The following is a 14,786-nucleotide window of genomic DNA, read 5'->3' on the forward strand; positions in this document are numbered from 1 at the left end:
CGACCTGACGAGGTGCAGCGGTTATGAGATTTCTCCGCCAATTATGCATCGTCAGAGATGTGTGTGAACCTTGGTCAACGTTTGGAAGGCCGTCTGAATTTCGGAACTCAGAGATTTACCTGCGGAATGAATTCCAAGCCTGACTCAACCGCCCTTTGGCGCAAATCATACAGATCCAGCGTGCTTGCCCCCGCAACAATTTCTCTTCTCTTCTGAATCTCATCCCGGTGTCGCTTGGTCGCCTCCGCTAGAACCATTTCGCATTTCTGCTGCGCTACTACAACGATACCATCGCTGTCGGCAGCGACCAGATCGCCGGGAGAGATCAGCTGGCCGCCGCAAACCAGCGGTAGGTTCACATCCCCTAACGTCTGTTTGACCGTGCCCTGAGCCGAAATCGCGCGTGCCCAAACGGGAAACCCGATCTCTCTGAGGTCTGCGGTATCTCTGACTCCGGCGTCGATGACCAAACCTCGGACACCACGGTATTTCATTGCTTCGGCCAGCAATTCGCCGATGAACCCATCGGTGCATGGGCTTGTTGGCGCGACGACAAGGATGTCACCCTCTTGGCACTGTTCAATAGCAAAATGAATCATCCAGTTGTCTCCGGGCGCGACAGAACATGTCACTGCCGACCCGACAATTGCATCTTGAGGATGGATCGGGCGAATATCGCTTGAGAGCAGCCCTGTCCGGTTCTGGGCCTCGTGGATGGTTGCCACGCCCAGTTGGCCAAATGCGTCACGCAATTTTGGCCCTGTGCGTTGAATATCTGTTACGACCGTCGGCATTGTGTCACGCTCCAACCGGCTTGATCTCAGCGCTTTGAAGGGCGTGATACTCTGCTTTTGATCGCGCCTCGCGCAACGGCACGCCCTGATCGACCATCTCGCTGATTATCTGCTCGCGCTCTGCGATGCGCTCGGCCGCTTCTACGACCCTTTCGGCATGTGCCAGCGGAATAACGACAACGCCGGTGTCATCACCGTAGATCAGATCTCCGGGCTGGACGCGGACACCGGACAGTGACACCGGCACCTGAACCTGTTCCATCGCGACACGGTCCTTGCCGGTGATCATCGTAAACCCACGCGAATACACCGCCAGTCCGCTTGCTCCGATCCCTGAGATATCACGGCACACGCCATCGATGACAGTGCCTTCGATGCCCGCCTTGTGAGCGTACCGGCTCATAATGTCGCCCCAGACCGTACAATCCGTGCGCCCCTGATTGTCGATCACGACGACAGAACCCGGTGCAACGTCATCAATGAAATCGCCAACGGTCCCACCACTTGTCCCACGCGCGACATACCGCACGGTAAAGGCCGGCCCACAGATCAGCTGGCCGGGAAAAAGCGGATTGATGTCATAAACCCCACCTTCGAGGCCCAGTTTGTCCAACGCATCTGAGATCGTTGACGTGCCCAATGGCTTGATACGGTTTTCCAAGCTTGTCATGTCAATCGTCCTCTCTGGTTGAATGGGTATCGTCATTGGCATCGGTGGTGAGCATTTGCTCGTAGCTGTATTTTGCATCGACCTCCGCCAGATCCATCCCGCCCCTGAGATCGGCAACCATTTGTTGTTCTCGAGCTTCAAGTTCGCAGGACTTGCTGATGACCGCTGCAAGATGTTCCTTTGGAACGACAACGACCCCGCTCCTGTCCCCGACGATCACATCGTCTGGCCGGACTTGACGGCCGCCAAGCTGAACAAGTTTGTTGGTAGACAGTTCCATCACCCTGCGCCGTGCCGTGGCAACGACGCTGCCTCTTGCAAAAACGGGGAAGTCCAGCCCAACGTAATCGTCGATGTCGCGACAGGCGCCGTCGATAACGACGCCCTCCAGACCATTCAGTGAGGCGGCCGTGGCCAGAATTCCGCCAAAACTTGACACATCCGTCCGGCCTCCATTGTCGATCACCAAAACCGATCCCTTCTTTGCCCCGGAAATCGCGTTCACGCCCAGATGGCTGCTTGGAGGCGTTTCGCCCGCTGCGGTTAGCCCGACGGTGACGGCGCGCCCAACGACCCTTTTGCCGAACGGCCAGGCGGGGGTTATCCCGATTGTCGCGCCCTGAAGCCCGAGCGCCTCCAGGGCGTCCGAGATTGTCGGCGTCCCAATTTCTTGAAGTGGTGTCAAATCATCCATCGATTTCGGTCTCCTGCGTTTTGCGTAGGATGACCGCCAATGCGGTATCAAAAAATGGTTGATCCGATCTTGCAGTTATGCTTTCAGAGCATGAATGGATCTACGACAATTGCGATACTTTGCCTATGTCGCCGAGCATGGCTCGATCACGAAGGCGTCCGAATACCTCAACGTGGCGCAGCCGGCGGTCAGCCGCACCATCCGTGGGCTTGAAGAAGAGTTGGGCGTCGACCTTCTAGAGCGGAATGGACGAGGCGTTACCCTGACCGAGGCGGGAGAAGAGCTTATCCGCGCGTCGGATGCGGTGTTCGATTCCCTGAGACTTGCCAAGAGTCAGGTTATGTCTCGCGCCGGGCAGATCGAAGGACGTGTTGCGCTTGGTCTGCCGCCCTCCTTTGGTGTCCTAATTGCCCCAAATTTAATGCGTTACTGTTCGTCGGCCTACCCGGACATTGATCTGGAACTGAAGGAAAGCTATTCGGGATTTGTTCAAGATTGGCTATCAACCGGCAACGTTGATCTTGCTATTCTGAATGCCAAAACAATCAACCCTAGCCACATCCGCGCCAAACCCTTTGCTACCGACGAGATGTTTCTGATCGGATCCGCTGCGGTCTGGCCCAAACATTTGGCCACAAATGGCGCCGTATCCGCAGCCGAAGCCGCTAAGATCAATCTTATCCTGCCAACCGCAAAACACGGCTTGCGCTCGACTGTCGAGGATGCGTTCTTGGCGGCCGGAGCGCGGGTTACTTCGGCAATCGAGGTCGATTCTGTCCTGATGATCAAGGAGCTGGTGCATTCCGGTTTCGGGTTGACCATCTTGCCAAAGCCGTTGTTCCGCAGGGAATTGGAGGCCGGACAATTGATCGCCGCACCCATCAAAAACCCCGCGATGCGCCGCAAATTAGTGATTGCAACTTCCTTTGACCGCCCATTGTCAAAAGCAGCGCAAGCTGTCGAGGCCGCTGTTGTTCACGTCGCGCATGAAATCCTGCAGCAAGAACCCGCCAAATGGGGTTTTGAACTGGAAATCCCGGACTGACGGACGCATCTGCCAATACTATATACAATCCATACCCCTCGAGCATTTCTGCTAGGCGATAATTGCCTTGGAGTTATGCGACTGCGGCTCCTAGCTTACGATCTGAACGCCGAGTTTGGCGATGAAATCGTGAAGGTCAGGAGACGAAAATGGATGTAAATCAGTACATCGCAGGGCAGTGGCAAAAGCTGGACGGGCGCGAAGCCCTGCCATTGCTCAATCCAGCCAACGGGTTGGAAATCGCAAAGGTGCCCGTGGCAACAACTGCAGATCTGGATTTGGCGCTGAGCGCTGCTGCGGATGCCTTGCCGGGTTGGCGGCGGACAAGCCCGATTGAGCGCGGCAGCTATCTTCGGCGGGCCGCGAGCCTAATTCGCGAGCGCCAGGAAGAAATCGCGCAGCTTCTGACATTGGAGCAAGGCAAAATCATTGCTGATGCGCGCGCCGAAGTGCTCGCTGCCGCCGATCTTCTCGATTGGTTTGCCGAAGAAGCGCGGCGTTCTTACGGGCGCCTGATGCCGTCCCGCGCGCCGGGGTGGCGTCAATCGGTTATTCAGGAGCCGGTCGGAATTGTTGCGGCATTCTCGCCTTGGAATTTTCCGGCGACGGCGCCGATGCGGAAAATTGCCGGAAGCCTGGCCGCCGGGTGCACCTGTATCATCAAACCGTCCGAGGAAACGCCACTGACGGCACAAGCGCTGACGCAGGCGTTGCACGACTCCGGCCTGCCACGTGGGGTGCTGAATGTGGTGTATGGCGTGCCCAGCATGATCTCGACCTATCTTCTGGATTCCCCTGAGGTGCGGAAGCTTTCATTCACCGGGCCGACGTCGGTCGGAAAACACCTTGGCGAGCTTGCGGCAAAGCGTTCGATCCGCACCACGATGGAGCTTGGCGGGCACGCACCGGTGCTTGTCTTTGACGATGTGGATGTTGACGCAGTCGCAGAGCTTGCCGCACGCAACAAGTACCGAAATGCGGGTCAGGTCTGTGTGTCGCCAACCAGATTTTATGTGCAAGAAAGCGCCTTTGATCGGTTCACCGAAAAGTTCACCGAGACGGCGCGCGCACTGACGATTGGCGATGGCAGCAACGAAACGGTGCAGATGGGTCCGCTGGCGAATGACCGTAGGATAACGACCATGGAGCGGTTGATCACCCAAGCAACCGACAGTGGTGCAAAATTGGCGCTTGGTGGCGCGCGTATCAAGAACGCCGGGTTCTTTTGGCAGCCGAGTATCCTGACCGATGTCTCCGATGACGCGGCGGCCATGAATGAAGAACCGTTTGGGCCATTAGCCGTGATCAGCCCATTCGAGAACACTGATCAAGCGATCGAGAAGGCGAACCGATTGAGTTATGGGCTGGCAGCCTATGCCTTTACCAAAGACGCGGACAGAATTGTGCAGATTGGCGACGAAGTGGAAGCCGGCGCAATTGGCCTGAACACCTACGCGATCATTTCCGCCGAGACGCCGTTCGGCGGATTGAAAGACAGCGGGCATGGGTCCGAAGGCGGGATCGAGGGGCTTCAGAGCTACCTTGCCACCAAATTCGTGTCCCAATCACCAGCGCAGTTCTGAATCGGCAACACCTATTGGAGGCCCCATCAGCTGGGGAAAGGGAGAGGAAAATGTTGAAGCAAACAATCGCAGCGTGCCTGTTGGTAGCGTCTGGGACCCAGCTTTTTGCTGGTGAGTTAGAGACTTATGTCGAATTGGGGCGAGAGATCCCTCCGGGAAACATCGCCGTAGGTCCTGAAGGCCGGGTTTTTATCTCGGTGCACGAGTTCTATGGGCTCGATTTACGGATGGCCGAAGTTTTCGCCGACGGCTCTACGCGACCATATCCCGATGAGGATTGGGCTCGCGCGCCCAATGGCAAAGGATTGGGTCTGAACGGTGTGCTTGGGTTGCAGGTTGATCGATCTGGAATTCTTTGGATGCTGGACGGGCAACGCGAAGATCACGTCGGTCGCGTTGTCGGTTGGGATACAAAGTCTGAAACACTTCATGCGGTGTACAGCCTTGGTCAGCCTGCGACTCGTCCGACCTCTTTTCTCAACGATCTCGCCGTAGATAAAGACCATGGGGCCATCTATATCGCCGACACCGGAGATGGACAAAACTCGGCTATTGTGGTTCTCGACACAAAAACCGGACAGGCCCGCCGTGTTCTGGAGGGGTCCAGATTCACCTTGCCCGAAGACCTGCCCATGATGGTCGACGGTAAAGAACTCATCTTCGGCGGACAGCCTGCGCGAGTTGGCATCAACCCGATAACGGTCGATCCAACCAACACCTGGGTTTATTTTGGTCCAATGACCAGCGAGTCACTCTACCGCGTTCGGACACGTGACTTACTTGACCCCTCGCTTTCCGACTCTGACTTGGAGGCACGTGTCGAGCGCTACGGTGACAAGGCCATCTCGGATGGGATTTCCGTCGATGCCGCTGGAAATGTCTACATCACTGCGATCACGGACAACGCGATCGGTGTGACCAAGGCGGATGGCACATACGAGGTACTGCACCAATCTGACGAGCGCCTTTCGTGGCCGGATGGGTTTGCTGTGGGACATGATGGTTACGTCTATGCCACCGTAAACCAACTTCAGCGCTCTCCAGTCCTGAACAACGGCGTAGACAAATCCAGCGGAGCCTACAGTATCGTACGGTTTCAGTCACTCGAAGAGGCGATCAGCGGGCGCTAACGTTTGCGTCCCCGGACCGTCGCGGAATTTGGCGAGCCGAACGAACTGAACAACGTGGTCGTGCGGAAACTCGTACAACTGAATCAAATGACCCAATGCCTGTAGTGTGCATTGGGTCATTTCCATTGGCGAGTGGCCACATCAACCCCGCAAGCCATCTTTCATCTCGAACGTCTACAAATTTTCGGCGGCGAATACTGTGCTTTCAAGCCATCAAAGACGGCATCATAGCCGCCGTTTCTTTCGACTCTCTCGACGAAAATCTACAAGACATCTTTGATGTCCGTCATCGGGTCAACGTTACCGCAAAACAACCACTGCAAACTGCTCGGCGTCGTCTGTAAATATCCGGTGGATCGACCAGCCCGCTCCGATCACGAGTTCCCTCAGCCGATCTAAAGTGTACTTCCTAGAGACGCTGACCAGGATAGGCTCGTTTTTTTCGAACCAGATCGGGTGTCCCCCAACTGAGACCTCTTGGGCAATGATCGAAATGAGGCGCATCTCAATTTGGGCGTCCGTTTCGTTCCATTGCACCTCGTAGCGGAGGGTCGTTGGATCAAAATCTGCCTCGGCTTCGCGGTTCAGACGAACCAGGATGTTCGAAATGAATTCAGCCGTAACGCCCTTCGTGTCGTCATAGGCGGCCTTCAACGTTTCGACCTCTTTCAAAAGGTCGATCCCAAGGATAAAGGCGCCAGCATATGACAAGGTACGCGCGGTCTTGAGCAAATCTTTGGCGACAGCTGGATCGAGATTACCAAGGGTCGAACCGGGGAAAAACAACGTTTTTTGCAGCGTGGCAACAGAGTCCGGCAAGAGGATCGGTTTCAGAAAATCGCCTGCCACTGGCGCAATCAATAGACCTGGATAGTCCAACGCAAGCGCGTCAGCCGTCTCTTGCAAAAACCGCGCAGAAATGTCTGTCGGAACGTAGGCAGCAAGTCCTTCGCAAGCGTCCAAGAGGATCCGCGTCTTAACTGATGCACCCGCACCGAGTTCGACAAGCGCTCCGCCCTCTGGGACATGAGCGGCAAGATCGGAACTGTGTCTGCGAAGGATCTCTGTTTCTGTTCGGGTCAGGTAGTATTCTTCAAGCTCTGTAATTTCCTCAAAGAGTGAACTACCGCGGGCATCGTAGAGCCACTTTGGGTGCAACGTTTTCAGGGATTGCGACAGGCTTTCCAGCGCGTCCGCGACAAGCTCCAAGTTAGTTAGACCAGCGTTCAGCCCCGTTCCGGTATCAAATTCGCCGTCCATCACACCACGTCCTTCGCCAGACGTAGCCCAAGCATTTGCCAACGCTGGTGCGGGTAGAAAAATGTACGATATGTCGGGCGCATCTGTTCGCGCGGCGTTGCACAGGAACCGCCACGCAAAACCCTCTGATTGACCATGAATTTCCCGTTGTATTCGCCCAAGGCTCCCTCCGGCGCTCGAAATCCCGGATAGGGCGCGAAGTCGGATGACGTCCATTCCCAGACGTCGCCCCACACCCCTTGACCTGGGAGCGGGCGAAGTGCGCCGGTGTCCTTAGCCTCCCCCATCAAATTCCCTTCAATTGGGACATCTCGGAAGGCAATCTCGTGCTCTGCTTCTGTGGGCAGACGTGCACCGGCCCAACGCGCAAAGGCCTCGGCTTCGTAGTAACTGACATGAACAACTGGGGCGTTCAGCGCCACGGGCTGAGGACCTCGCAATGTGTAGGTCCACCATTCGTCATCCTGGCGCCACCAATAGAGCGGGTGCTGCCACCCCTCGCGCGTTGCAACGGCGTGTCCTTCCATCAGCCAATGGCGCGCATCACGGTACCCGCCATCCTCCATGAACGCGATCCAATCGGCGTTCGTGACCGGACGGTCCGCCATATCGAAGTCTTGCAGGTACAGCTTGTGACGAGGACCTTCGCAGTCGTAGGCGAAGCCATTGCCTGCGTGACCAATCTCGTCCATTCCGCCTGGGTGGCGGGTGTATGTCAGAGGAACTTCCTCGGTTACCTGAACGGGCTCGGGGTCTTTGTAGGTGGGCATCAAAGGGTTGAAGCTGAGACCATGAAGCAAGTCCGTGACCAGTAACTCTTGATGCTGCATCTCGTGGTGGCAACCCAGTTCCACCAACCTCGCGATTTCGTCGGCATCCTCCCGGTTGCGGCTCAACAGGGCGGCAAGGCTGTCTTCTACATGGGAGCGGTAGTCCCGAACAGCCTGCCCATCAGGGCGCGAGACCAGCCCGCGCTTGTCACGAGCGTGACGAGGGCCTGCCTGCACGTAGTAGGAATTGAAAAGAAACGCGAACCTGTCATCAAGTGAGGTGTAGCCCGGCTCGTGTGGCTTCAGAATGAACTCCTCGAAAAACCACGTGGTATGCGCCAGATGCCATTTCGCAGGTGACGCATCTTCCATGCTCTGCAGCATCATATCTTCGGGACACAGCGGCGCGACAAGAGCATCCGTTCGCGCGCGGGTCCTTTGAAAGAGATCAATCAAATTGTTCGGAGAAGCTGCGGTCAGTGTCTGGTTCATTTAGGGCTTTCCTCGATCGTGACCCTTTCGGCATCAAAAGCCACATAGCCCGCAATTACTGCTGCAAACGGAAAAGGGGATTCGTAGCTCCACGCGATGTCCTCGCCATCTGCAACGTTTACTGAGAACCAGCTGCAATCACCCTTCAAGGGGCAGTGGCTTTCACGAGCTGTGACTTCGAGCGCGCATGCGACGTCGCCTTTGGGGACGTAGATGACCGGCGCATACATGTGTCGTCCAATCTCTAAAAGACGCAGCGCATTGCTGGTGTCCGCAAGGGTCACCTCTCCACACCGTATCGAGATGTGTTTTGATACACTCTCAACACTCATGTAATGTCGCGGCTCAGATGGATTATGTATCGTATCTTCTGCAAGCGTGATATCTGGGTGAGACATGGCGTTTCCTCTGTGTCTTGAAGTTGGTTTTCCCAAGCGGCACGACTGATCCCTTCAAATGACTAGCGCAGTGAAAGCCTAGGCAATGAGCGTTTGGTCGGTCAGAACGGGCGGGTCTATTCATGTCCGTTCGCCGTTCGGAAGAATGGCAACGACCGAAAGCCCGGTACCCAGAATGGCGAAGGCTACCCCGGACCAAATCGTCGTCTGGTTGAAGTTGTAGAATGGCGGCAGCCCGGCAAGCGGCATCAAAACAGACATCAGAAACACCCAGAAGCCGATGGCTGTCGTGAATGCCAAGACCGCTTTTGCCGTGCGGCGCGTGCCCCGGCTTGCTGCTGACCAGATGAGTGGGACGACCACGCAAAAAACCGCCCAGTGGATCAATGTCCCGGCCGTCAATCCGACCTCCAAATCGAGGAGGGACTTTGCCATAAATGCGTAGATGCTTGGTGCGGCGAAGGTTGCACCCATCGTGGCAAGCGCGAGCGGGTCCATGACAAATTTCACGACCAGGACGGAAAGCGCTCCCGCAACAACGGCCCTGACAAACAAGGAAAAGAAATCAGGAAACGGAGGTGTCGAGGCGAGAGCTTTCACTAGATCATTCCTCGCTCAAGAAAACAGGCTTAAGCAGAAATCGTTTGACCCATTCCATGTCGTGGATACGGTCGCGATTGGGGATGTTGGCCGCATATTCCGGATCGTTGAGAAGCGCGCCGAACGTTTGCGGGTCAGGCGAGCGGAAAAGATAGACCCAGTCTCCCTCAACATCTCCGGCTTCAACACTGACGACATCGTAGATCTGCATCAAATCGACCCCGTATTTCTCGGCGATCGGGCGCACAAACTCGGCGTATTCGAGCGCTTCTTGTTTTGATGTCACCTGATGAATGTCGATAAACGTCAGCCAGTCAGCCTTTGTGGGATCCTGAGGGTCGGTGGCAAAGCTGGCCGTCACTGTGGCGACTGAGATTGCAGCCGCAACAGCCACCACCTTTATGATGAAATTCATTCCTCTTCCTTTCGAGTCTTTCAGGCAGAAATTCTACCGATGACTATCGGTTTGACAGGATCGGCTTTGTTGCGATACTGCCGAAATGGAACCATTGTGGATCGATTTCGATCCGCCATAGAGAGGTAAGGATTGCACTATGTCCGATGCAGTTCGTGATTTTGACTGGGACGGCCTAAGAACTTTCCTTGCCATATCGAGAAGCGGTAGTTTGCGTGGAGCGTCCGTTGAGCTCGGTGTCAATCACGCGACAGTGCGGCGAGCGCTGGAAAAACTCGAGCGCTCTCTTGGCACCCGTCTTTTTGACCGATCAGACGTCGGCCTGGCGCTGACCCAACCCGGTGAAGCGTTGCTTGATCACGCCTATGCGGTCGAAGACTCCGCAGGTGCCGTACTCCGGTCGGTAGCTGGACTTGACGCTGTGCCGAAAGGCACGGTCAAAGTGTCCATGCCGCCATCCTTCGCCGGCAGTTTCTTCACACCTATTCTTGCCAGCTTTGCCTCGAAATATCCTGACATCAATGTCGAGGTCGTAGGCACAAACAAGTTTTCCGACCTGACTCGAAACGAGGCTGATGTTGCGATCCGGGCGTCTTACAAAGTCGATGACGATGTCATTGGGCGGCGGCTTGTGCGCTATGTCGTGGGCGCATATGCGACACCGGAATATGTGGACCGCTTCAATCTCGCGACCGGAACCCCGGCGCGTGGCGCGGAATGGGTCGGTTGGGGCGGTTCGACCAGCTGGGTGAAAAGTACGCCTTTTCCCGGCTTGCCTGTACGCCACGCTCTGTTCGAGATTTTCATGCAGATCGAAGCCGCCGCAGCGGGCCTTGGGATTGTCTGGGTGCCCGCCTTTCTGGCCGATAGCGATCCACGATTGATCAGGGTCCCTAATACGGAGACCAAACCCGATAGGTCGATCTGGTTGTTGCTGCATGCAGACCTGAGGCAAATAGCCCGCGTCCGGGCCCTTGTAGATCACGTGGCGGATTATGTTTCCGCAAGACGTGCGCAGTTTACAAACTAAATTCTCTCTCTGCGAGTTGACATGACCTCTTTACTTGCGTTCCGTATTCGAACTCAAAGAGACAGTTTCATGGCCGAGGCGATCAAATTTGGAACACAAAACAAACCACCAAATGTCCAAACTGGATTGGGATGATCTTAGATTTTTTCTGGCGGTCTGCCGCAAGCAAACGGTCCGTGCAGCCGCAGATTCTCTAAAGGTTTCGGTCTCCACAGTTTCCAGACGCATCGAAAACCTGGAACGAGCTCTTGCGGCCAAGGTATTTGAACGAAAACCAAAGGGGCTTGAGCTCTCGCCGATTGGCGAGTCGCTTCGAATTCGCGCCGACCAGATCGAGAGCCAGGTGCTTGGAATCGAACGCGAAGTTCTCGGCAAAGATCTAGAACTTGAAGGAGAGATCAAGGTCAGTGTACCAGCGCCGATTTTGCAAGAACTGCTCATGGATGATGTGGTCGAGTTCGGGCGCCGCTACCCCAAGATATCGCTTTCGGTCGATACCTCTTATAGTTTTGCCAACTTGGAGCGACGGGAAGCAGATATCGTCGTGCGGTTCTCCGCGACACCCGGAGACACGCTTGTTGGTCGCCGTCTGCCTGACTTTGCGGATGCCATTTACGCCACACCGAGCTACATCGAGAGTCATACTTTTGAAGGAGATTTTCCGACTGCGAAATGGATCGGCTGGGGAGACGCCGAAGACAGGCCGGTCTGGGTGCGGGAAAGTCAATTTCCGCGCTGTGGCACAATTTGGTCGATTGTCGATCCCATTTTGCAGACCCGGGCGGCCGAAGCCGGGCTAGGTTTTGCTGTACTGCCCTGTATGCTTGGGGACCGCCGCCCAGGATTGCGCCGGGTGGTGCCCGAAGTGATCCAGAACAAAACCGGGTGGATATTAACCCACCCGGATCTGAGAACGACAGCGCGTGTCCGTGTCTTTGCGAATTTTCTCTATGAGGCAATCCGAGACAAGAAGGACCTTGTGACAGGCGCCAGTTATTCGGACCGAGCCTGACCAAAGAACAATGTCAGTTGAGAGAAGTCATGAATTGCGTTCCGTTCGTTCTCCAGTGCAACGTATTCTGGGTCGGCCCCCAGTTTTTGCATGCCGGCCGGGTCCTGAAGGCTCCAAAGATTTAGACGCATGGGCTGTTCCGGCCCAACTCCGGCGATTTTCTGGATTACCGGAAAGCTCGCGACCTGCTCAAATCCGTATTTTGCGGCGATTGATGCCACCTTCATTTCATACGCATCACGTGCCGCCGCCTCTTGGCCTTCATTCAAGACCACCAGATCGATAAGCACCGGTTTGTCGGCCACTTGCTGTCCGGTTTCGTCGGAAGAAGCCATGTAGAGTGTCAACGACTCCATGTCGTGGATCTCATCTCGGCGCGGAACACCTGCCGCATATCGTGGGTCATTGATGACCGCCTGCATGGCTGAAGGACTTGGCAATTCCCAGACATTGAGGCGCACGGCATCACTCATTGTCCCACTGAGATGAGCCGTCAGGTTATAGGAATGAATAACTGCCATTCCGTAGTCGCCGGCAATCGGAGCTATTTCGGCCTCGTATGCATTACGCTCTTTCAGATCGAACCCGTCATTCATTACGACAAAGTCGATTAGGTAGACCTTTTCGTCCTGTGCAGACGCGAACGTCCCTGCTGTGACGGTTGTCATGGCAGCTGCAGCCAGAATATGAACAATTTTCTTTAGCATGGTTTTCTCCATCGTGTTTCAAACTCGAAGGAGCCTCGCACTTCATTTTTGACAGTTCACCAATCAATTTCAGAACAAAGCGTTCCAAAAAAGACGACTCATATGGCGCCATTGTCGCGGGGCGAAAAGCTTTCCGGACAAGTTTTTTGGAGGGGCACTAAGAGCCACAGACTTGGTTTCCAAATAGGATTTGAGGCTCGCTCAGGAGAATGATCGAATTCGACTGGAGCGCTGTAATTTCAAGGACTTGCAATGATCAGAAAACAGTCAGGGGCTATTTACCCGCAGCAAGAGGGGTTCCCGTTCTTGGCGCGATCAGGCACGTGGTTTGACTTTTAAGGAGTCCGGAGCGGCCTTATTCATCAGCGTTCCCCACATACCGGCGCTCATTGAACGGGTTAGAACGCGCCGTCCCATCCAATCCATGATCTTGTTCATGATGCCGGGGATGACGATAGGTTGGTTGCGCGCCAGACCGTTAAGACCTGCACGCACTACCGGTCGGACCTTCATTAGTGGCATCGGCAACCTGTTGAAATCCACATCCGTACGATCTGTGACAGCGGGAGTTTTCGTAGGGCCGCTCAAAATGGACACGATATTGAGCGGAGTCGGCGTGGCTTGCGACAATGCCGGGGGTGAAACGCTTGGCACGAGCATGTTTGTGCCAAGGGAGAAGATAGGTTTCATGAGATGACCTGTTGGATTTGTTCTGACACACCGCCCTCGCGCGTCGACCCAGAGGGATCGACGGCAACGAGACAAGCTGTTGAAAGAGTGAGCCCGGTTAGATCAGACGCGTTTTATGCGCCCGCCCTTTCCGCCAAGTTCCTTGGCTAGGGTCGCCATTCCTCTGTTCATCATTCCCAACATCATTGTCGGGAACATGTGGCGCATCGCGATGCCCTTGAGGTTGAAGTACTGGTGCCAATACATCGTCGTCCCGCCTGTCCCATTCGGTGTCAAAGCCATGAGCGCGAGATGGTCCTTGATCGGCATCATGAAGTTCTTGACCTCGTAGGTGTAGGCGTTCGGTGCATCAATATAATGGATTGTTTCGAACAGCGTGCCCATGCCGTTGGTGTAGCACTGGCGTTTCGATCCTTCGCCCCAATCTCCACTGGCCTTGGATGTCGTATGATCCAGATCGCCACCTTTGAGGAGGGGAAACCATTTCGCCATTTCTTCCGGCTCCGAGATGCGCGGAAACAGCACCTCTTGGGAAACGGCGAAGTCAAAGGACCCCGCCATGCGCAGAGGGGCTTTTGTTATGCGTCGTACGTGCTGGGACTCAATGGTCTTTAGGTCGAGCGTTCCGATCGTTGCCATTCTGTTCATATCTTATCTCCTATTACCAACCGGTTGGTTATTTTCAGGGTAAAAAAATTACCCGACGAGGTAGCGTCTTGCGCGATCCGCGCCATCTAGAATGACCTGAGGGTTCTTTGTGAGTTTCGAGGTCACCAAAGTTGCATTCATGTTGTCCTGTAGATCAGATGCGAGTTGCGGGGCGGGCAGGTCGTGTTTCAACCGCCCATCCTTTGCAAGGTCTTCGACGATCAGCGCGTAGTAACGTTCGAACACGGCGAAAGCTTCGTTGACAGCTTCGCAAACACCATCGCTGCTCACAGCGAGTTCAACACCGATATTCACGAAAGGGCAGCCGCGCATCAAGCCATCTGCTTCAAACAACGACTTGTGGCTTTCGTAGATGCGCTGATAGATCGATTGCAGACGATCCAACGGATCAGAGAACATCTCAAAACTGTCCTTGAAAACCCACCCTTCGGTGCGCTCAACCGCACGCCCAACGGCTGCGATGGCAATCGCTTCCTTTGACCGGTAGTGCTGGTAGACTGTCGCCTTATTCATTCCAGCGGCGTCGCTGAGAGCATTCATGTTTGTCGCATGATAGCTCGAGGTCCAAAATAGCTCTATCGCTGCATCAAGTATTTGGGTTTTTGTATCTTGCGTGTTCATAGAACATACATAACCAACCGGTTAGTATGAGTCTAGCCGCTCTCTATTCACCGTTTTGTGATTACAGATCACCAACCTCACTACATCCAGAAAAGCTTACACTGGTTCAAATACTGCGAAACGGTGCCTTGTCCAGCGATCAGTGAGCCTGCGGCCCCTTAGACTTCGCACCATGAAGAATGAGCGCAAGCTCGGGTGCTCATGGG

The 14,786-nt window shown here is 55.1% G+C and carries 17 protein-coding genes; 5 read left to right on the plus strand and 12 right to left on the minus strand.

The window, feature by feature from the left end; genetic code table 11:
* Window positions 1-107 precede the first annotated feature (107 nt).
* From BUA39_RS15595 to BUA39_RS15605, 3 genes are read right to left on the minus strand one after another with little or no spacing between them, the layout of a single operon-like run.
* Window positions 108-794, minus strand: coding sequence for a 4-carboxy-4-hydroxy-2-oxoadipate aldolase/oxaloacetate decarboxylase (locus BUA39_RS15595; RefSeq protein WP_072794150.1), 687 nt, complete (start codon window positions 792-794; stop codon window positions 108-110).
* Between the two features lie 4 nt (window positions 795-798).
* On the minus strand, window positions 799-1,464 hold the full coding sequence (locus BUA39_RS15600) for an RraA family protein (protein ID WP_072794151.1): 666 nt from the start codon (window positions 1,462-1,464) through the stop codon (window positions 799-801).
* 1 nt (window position 1,465) lies between these two features.
* Window positions 1,466-2,158 carry an RraA family protein gene (locus tag BUA39_RS15605; protein WP_072794152.1) on the minus strand — a complete coding sequence of 231 codons (693 nt, stop codon included), beginning with the start codon at window positions 2,156-2,158 and terminating at the stop codon, window positions 1,466-1,468.
* 94 nt (window positions 2,159-2,252) lie between these two features.
* Between BUA39_RS15605 and BUA39_RS15610 the strand changes: the two genes are divergently transcribed.
* The 3 genes from BUA39_RS15610 (at window position 2,253) to BUA39_RS15620 (ending at window position 5,916) form a co-directional block, all read left to right on the plus strand.
* A complete protein-coding gene (locus BUA39_RS15610; protein WP_072794153.1) occupies window positions 2,253-3,203 on the plus strand; it encodes a LysR family transcriptional regulator in 951 nt (316 codons plus the stop codon).
* Between the two features lie 149 nt (window positions 3,204-3,352).
* Window positions 3,353-4,786 carry an NAD-dependent succinate-semialdehyde dehydrogenase gene (locus tag BUA39_RS15615; RefSeq protein ID WP_072794154.1) on the plus strand — a complete coding sequence of 478 codons (1,434 nt, stop codon included), beginning with the start codon at window positions 3,353-3,355 and terminating at the stop codon, window positions 4,784-4,786.
* Between the two features lie 50 nt (window positions 4,787-4,836).
* Complete coding sequence (locus BUA39_RS15620; RefSeq protein ID WP_072794155.1) at window positions 4,837-5,916, plus strand: L-dopachrome tautomerase-related protein; 1,080 nt, start codon at window positions 4,837-4,839, stop codon at window positions 5,914-5,916.
* 300 nt (window positions 5,917-6,216) lie between these two features.
* Here BUA39_RS15620 and egtD read toward each other — a convergent pair whose 3' ends face one another.
* The 5 genes from egtD to BUA39_RS15645 all read right to left on the minus strand — a co-directional run bounded on the left by egtD (window position 6,217) and on the right by BUA39_RS15645 (window position 9,851).
* Window positions 6,217-7,176 carry an L-histidine N(alpha)-methyltransferase gene (egtD, locus tag BUA39_RS15625; protein WP_110721863.1) on the minus strand — a complete coding sequence of 320 codons (960 nt, stop codon included), beginning with the start codon at window positions 7,174-7,176 and terminating at the stop codon, window positions 6,217-6,219.
* Entirely contained in the window at window positions 7,176-8,438 is a 1,263-nt protein-coding gene (gene egtB, locus BUA39_RS15630) for an ergothioneine biosynthesis protein EgtB (protein ID WP_072794156.1), read from the minus strand. Before egtB ends, egtD begins: the two co-directional genes overlap by 1 nt.
* A complete protein-coding gene (locus BUA39_RS15635) occupies window positions 8,435-8,836 on the minus strand; it encodes a DUF427 domain-containing protein (RefSeq protein ID WP_072794157.1) in 402 nt (133 codons plus the stop codon). The genes egtB and BUA39_RS15635 overlap by 4 nt, the downstream gene beginning before the upstream one ends.
* A 120-nt stretch (window positions 8,837-8,956) precedes the next feature.
* Window positions 8,957-9,436 carry a hypothetical protein gene (locus tag BUA39_RS15640; protein ID WP_072794158.1) on the minus strand — a complete coding sequence of 160 codons (480 nt, stop codon included), beginning with the start codon at window positions 9,434-9,436 and terminating at the stop codon, window positions 8,957-8,959.
* 4 nt (window positions 9,437-9,440) lie between these two features.
* Complete coding sequence (locus tag BUA39_RS15645; protein WP_072794159.1) at window positions 9,441-9,851, minus strand: DUF1330 domain-containing protein; 411 nt, start codon at window positions 9,849-9,851, stop codon at window positions 9,441-9,443.
* Between the two features lie 139 nt (window positions 9,852-9,990).
* Here BUA39_RS15645 and BUA39_RS15650 point away from each other — a divergent pair, with 139 nt between their 5' ends.
* Together BUA39_RS15650 and BUA39_RS15655 are read left to right on the plus strand one after the other, a co-directional pair.
* Window positions 9,991-10,881, plus strand: coding sequence for a LysR family transcriptional regulator (locus BUA39_RS15650; RefSeq protein ID WP_072794160.1), 891 nt, complete (start codon window positions 9,991-9,993; stop codon window positions 10,879-10,881).
* A gap of 88 nt (window positions 10,882-10,969) precedes the next feature.
* Window positions 10,970-11,893, plus strand: a complete 924-nt coding sequence (locus tag BUA39_RS15655) for a LysR family transcriptional regulator (protein WP_131814610.1) — start codon at window positions 10,970-10,972, stop codon at window positions 11,891-11,893.
* Here BUA39_RS15655 and BUA39_RS15660 read toward each other — a convergent pair.
* The 4 genes from BUA39_RS15660 to BUA39_RS15675 all read right to left on the minus strand — a co-directional run bounded on the left by BUA39_RS15660 (window position 11,875) and on the right by BUA39_RS15675 (window position 14,580).
* A complete protein-coding gene (locus BUA39_RS15660; RefSeq protein WP_165610542.1) occupies window positions 11,875-12,600 on the minus strand; it encodes a DUF1330 domain-containing protein in 726 nt (241 codons plus the stop codon). The genes BUA39_RS15655 and BUA39_RS15660 overlap by 19 nt on opposite strands.
* A gap of 315 nt (window positions 12,601-12,915) precedes the next feature.
* Window positions 12,916-13,290, minus strand: a complete 375-nt coding sequence (locus BUA39_RS15665; RefSeq protein ID WP_072794162.1) for an SDR family oxidoreductase — start codon at window positions 13,288-13,290, stop codon at window positions 12,916-12,918.
* Between the two features lie 102 nt (window positions 13,291-13,392).
* The gene (locus BUA39_RS15670) at window positions 13,393-13,938 is read right to left on the minus strand and encodes an SRPBCC family protein (protein WP_072794163.1); all 546 of its coding nucleotides are present in this window, start codon (window positions 13,936-13,938) and stop codon (window positions 13,393-13,395) included.
* 48 nt (window positions 13,939-13,986) lie between these two features.
* Complete coding sequence (locus tag BUA39_RS15675; RefSeq protein WP_072794164.1) at window positions 13,987-14,580, minus strand: TetR/AcrR family transcriptional regulator; 594 nt, start codon at window positions 14,578-14,580, stop codon at window positions 13,987-13,989.
* Window positions 14,581-14,786: the final 206 nt, after the last annotated feature.

This window comes from Cognatishimia maritima (assembly GCF_900129685.1).
GTDB lineage: Bacteria > Pseudomonadota > Alphaproteobacteria > Rhodobacterales > Rhodobacteraceae > Cognatishimia > Cognatishimia maritima.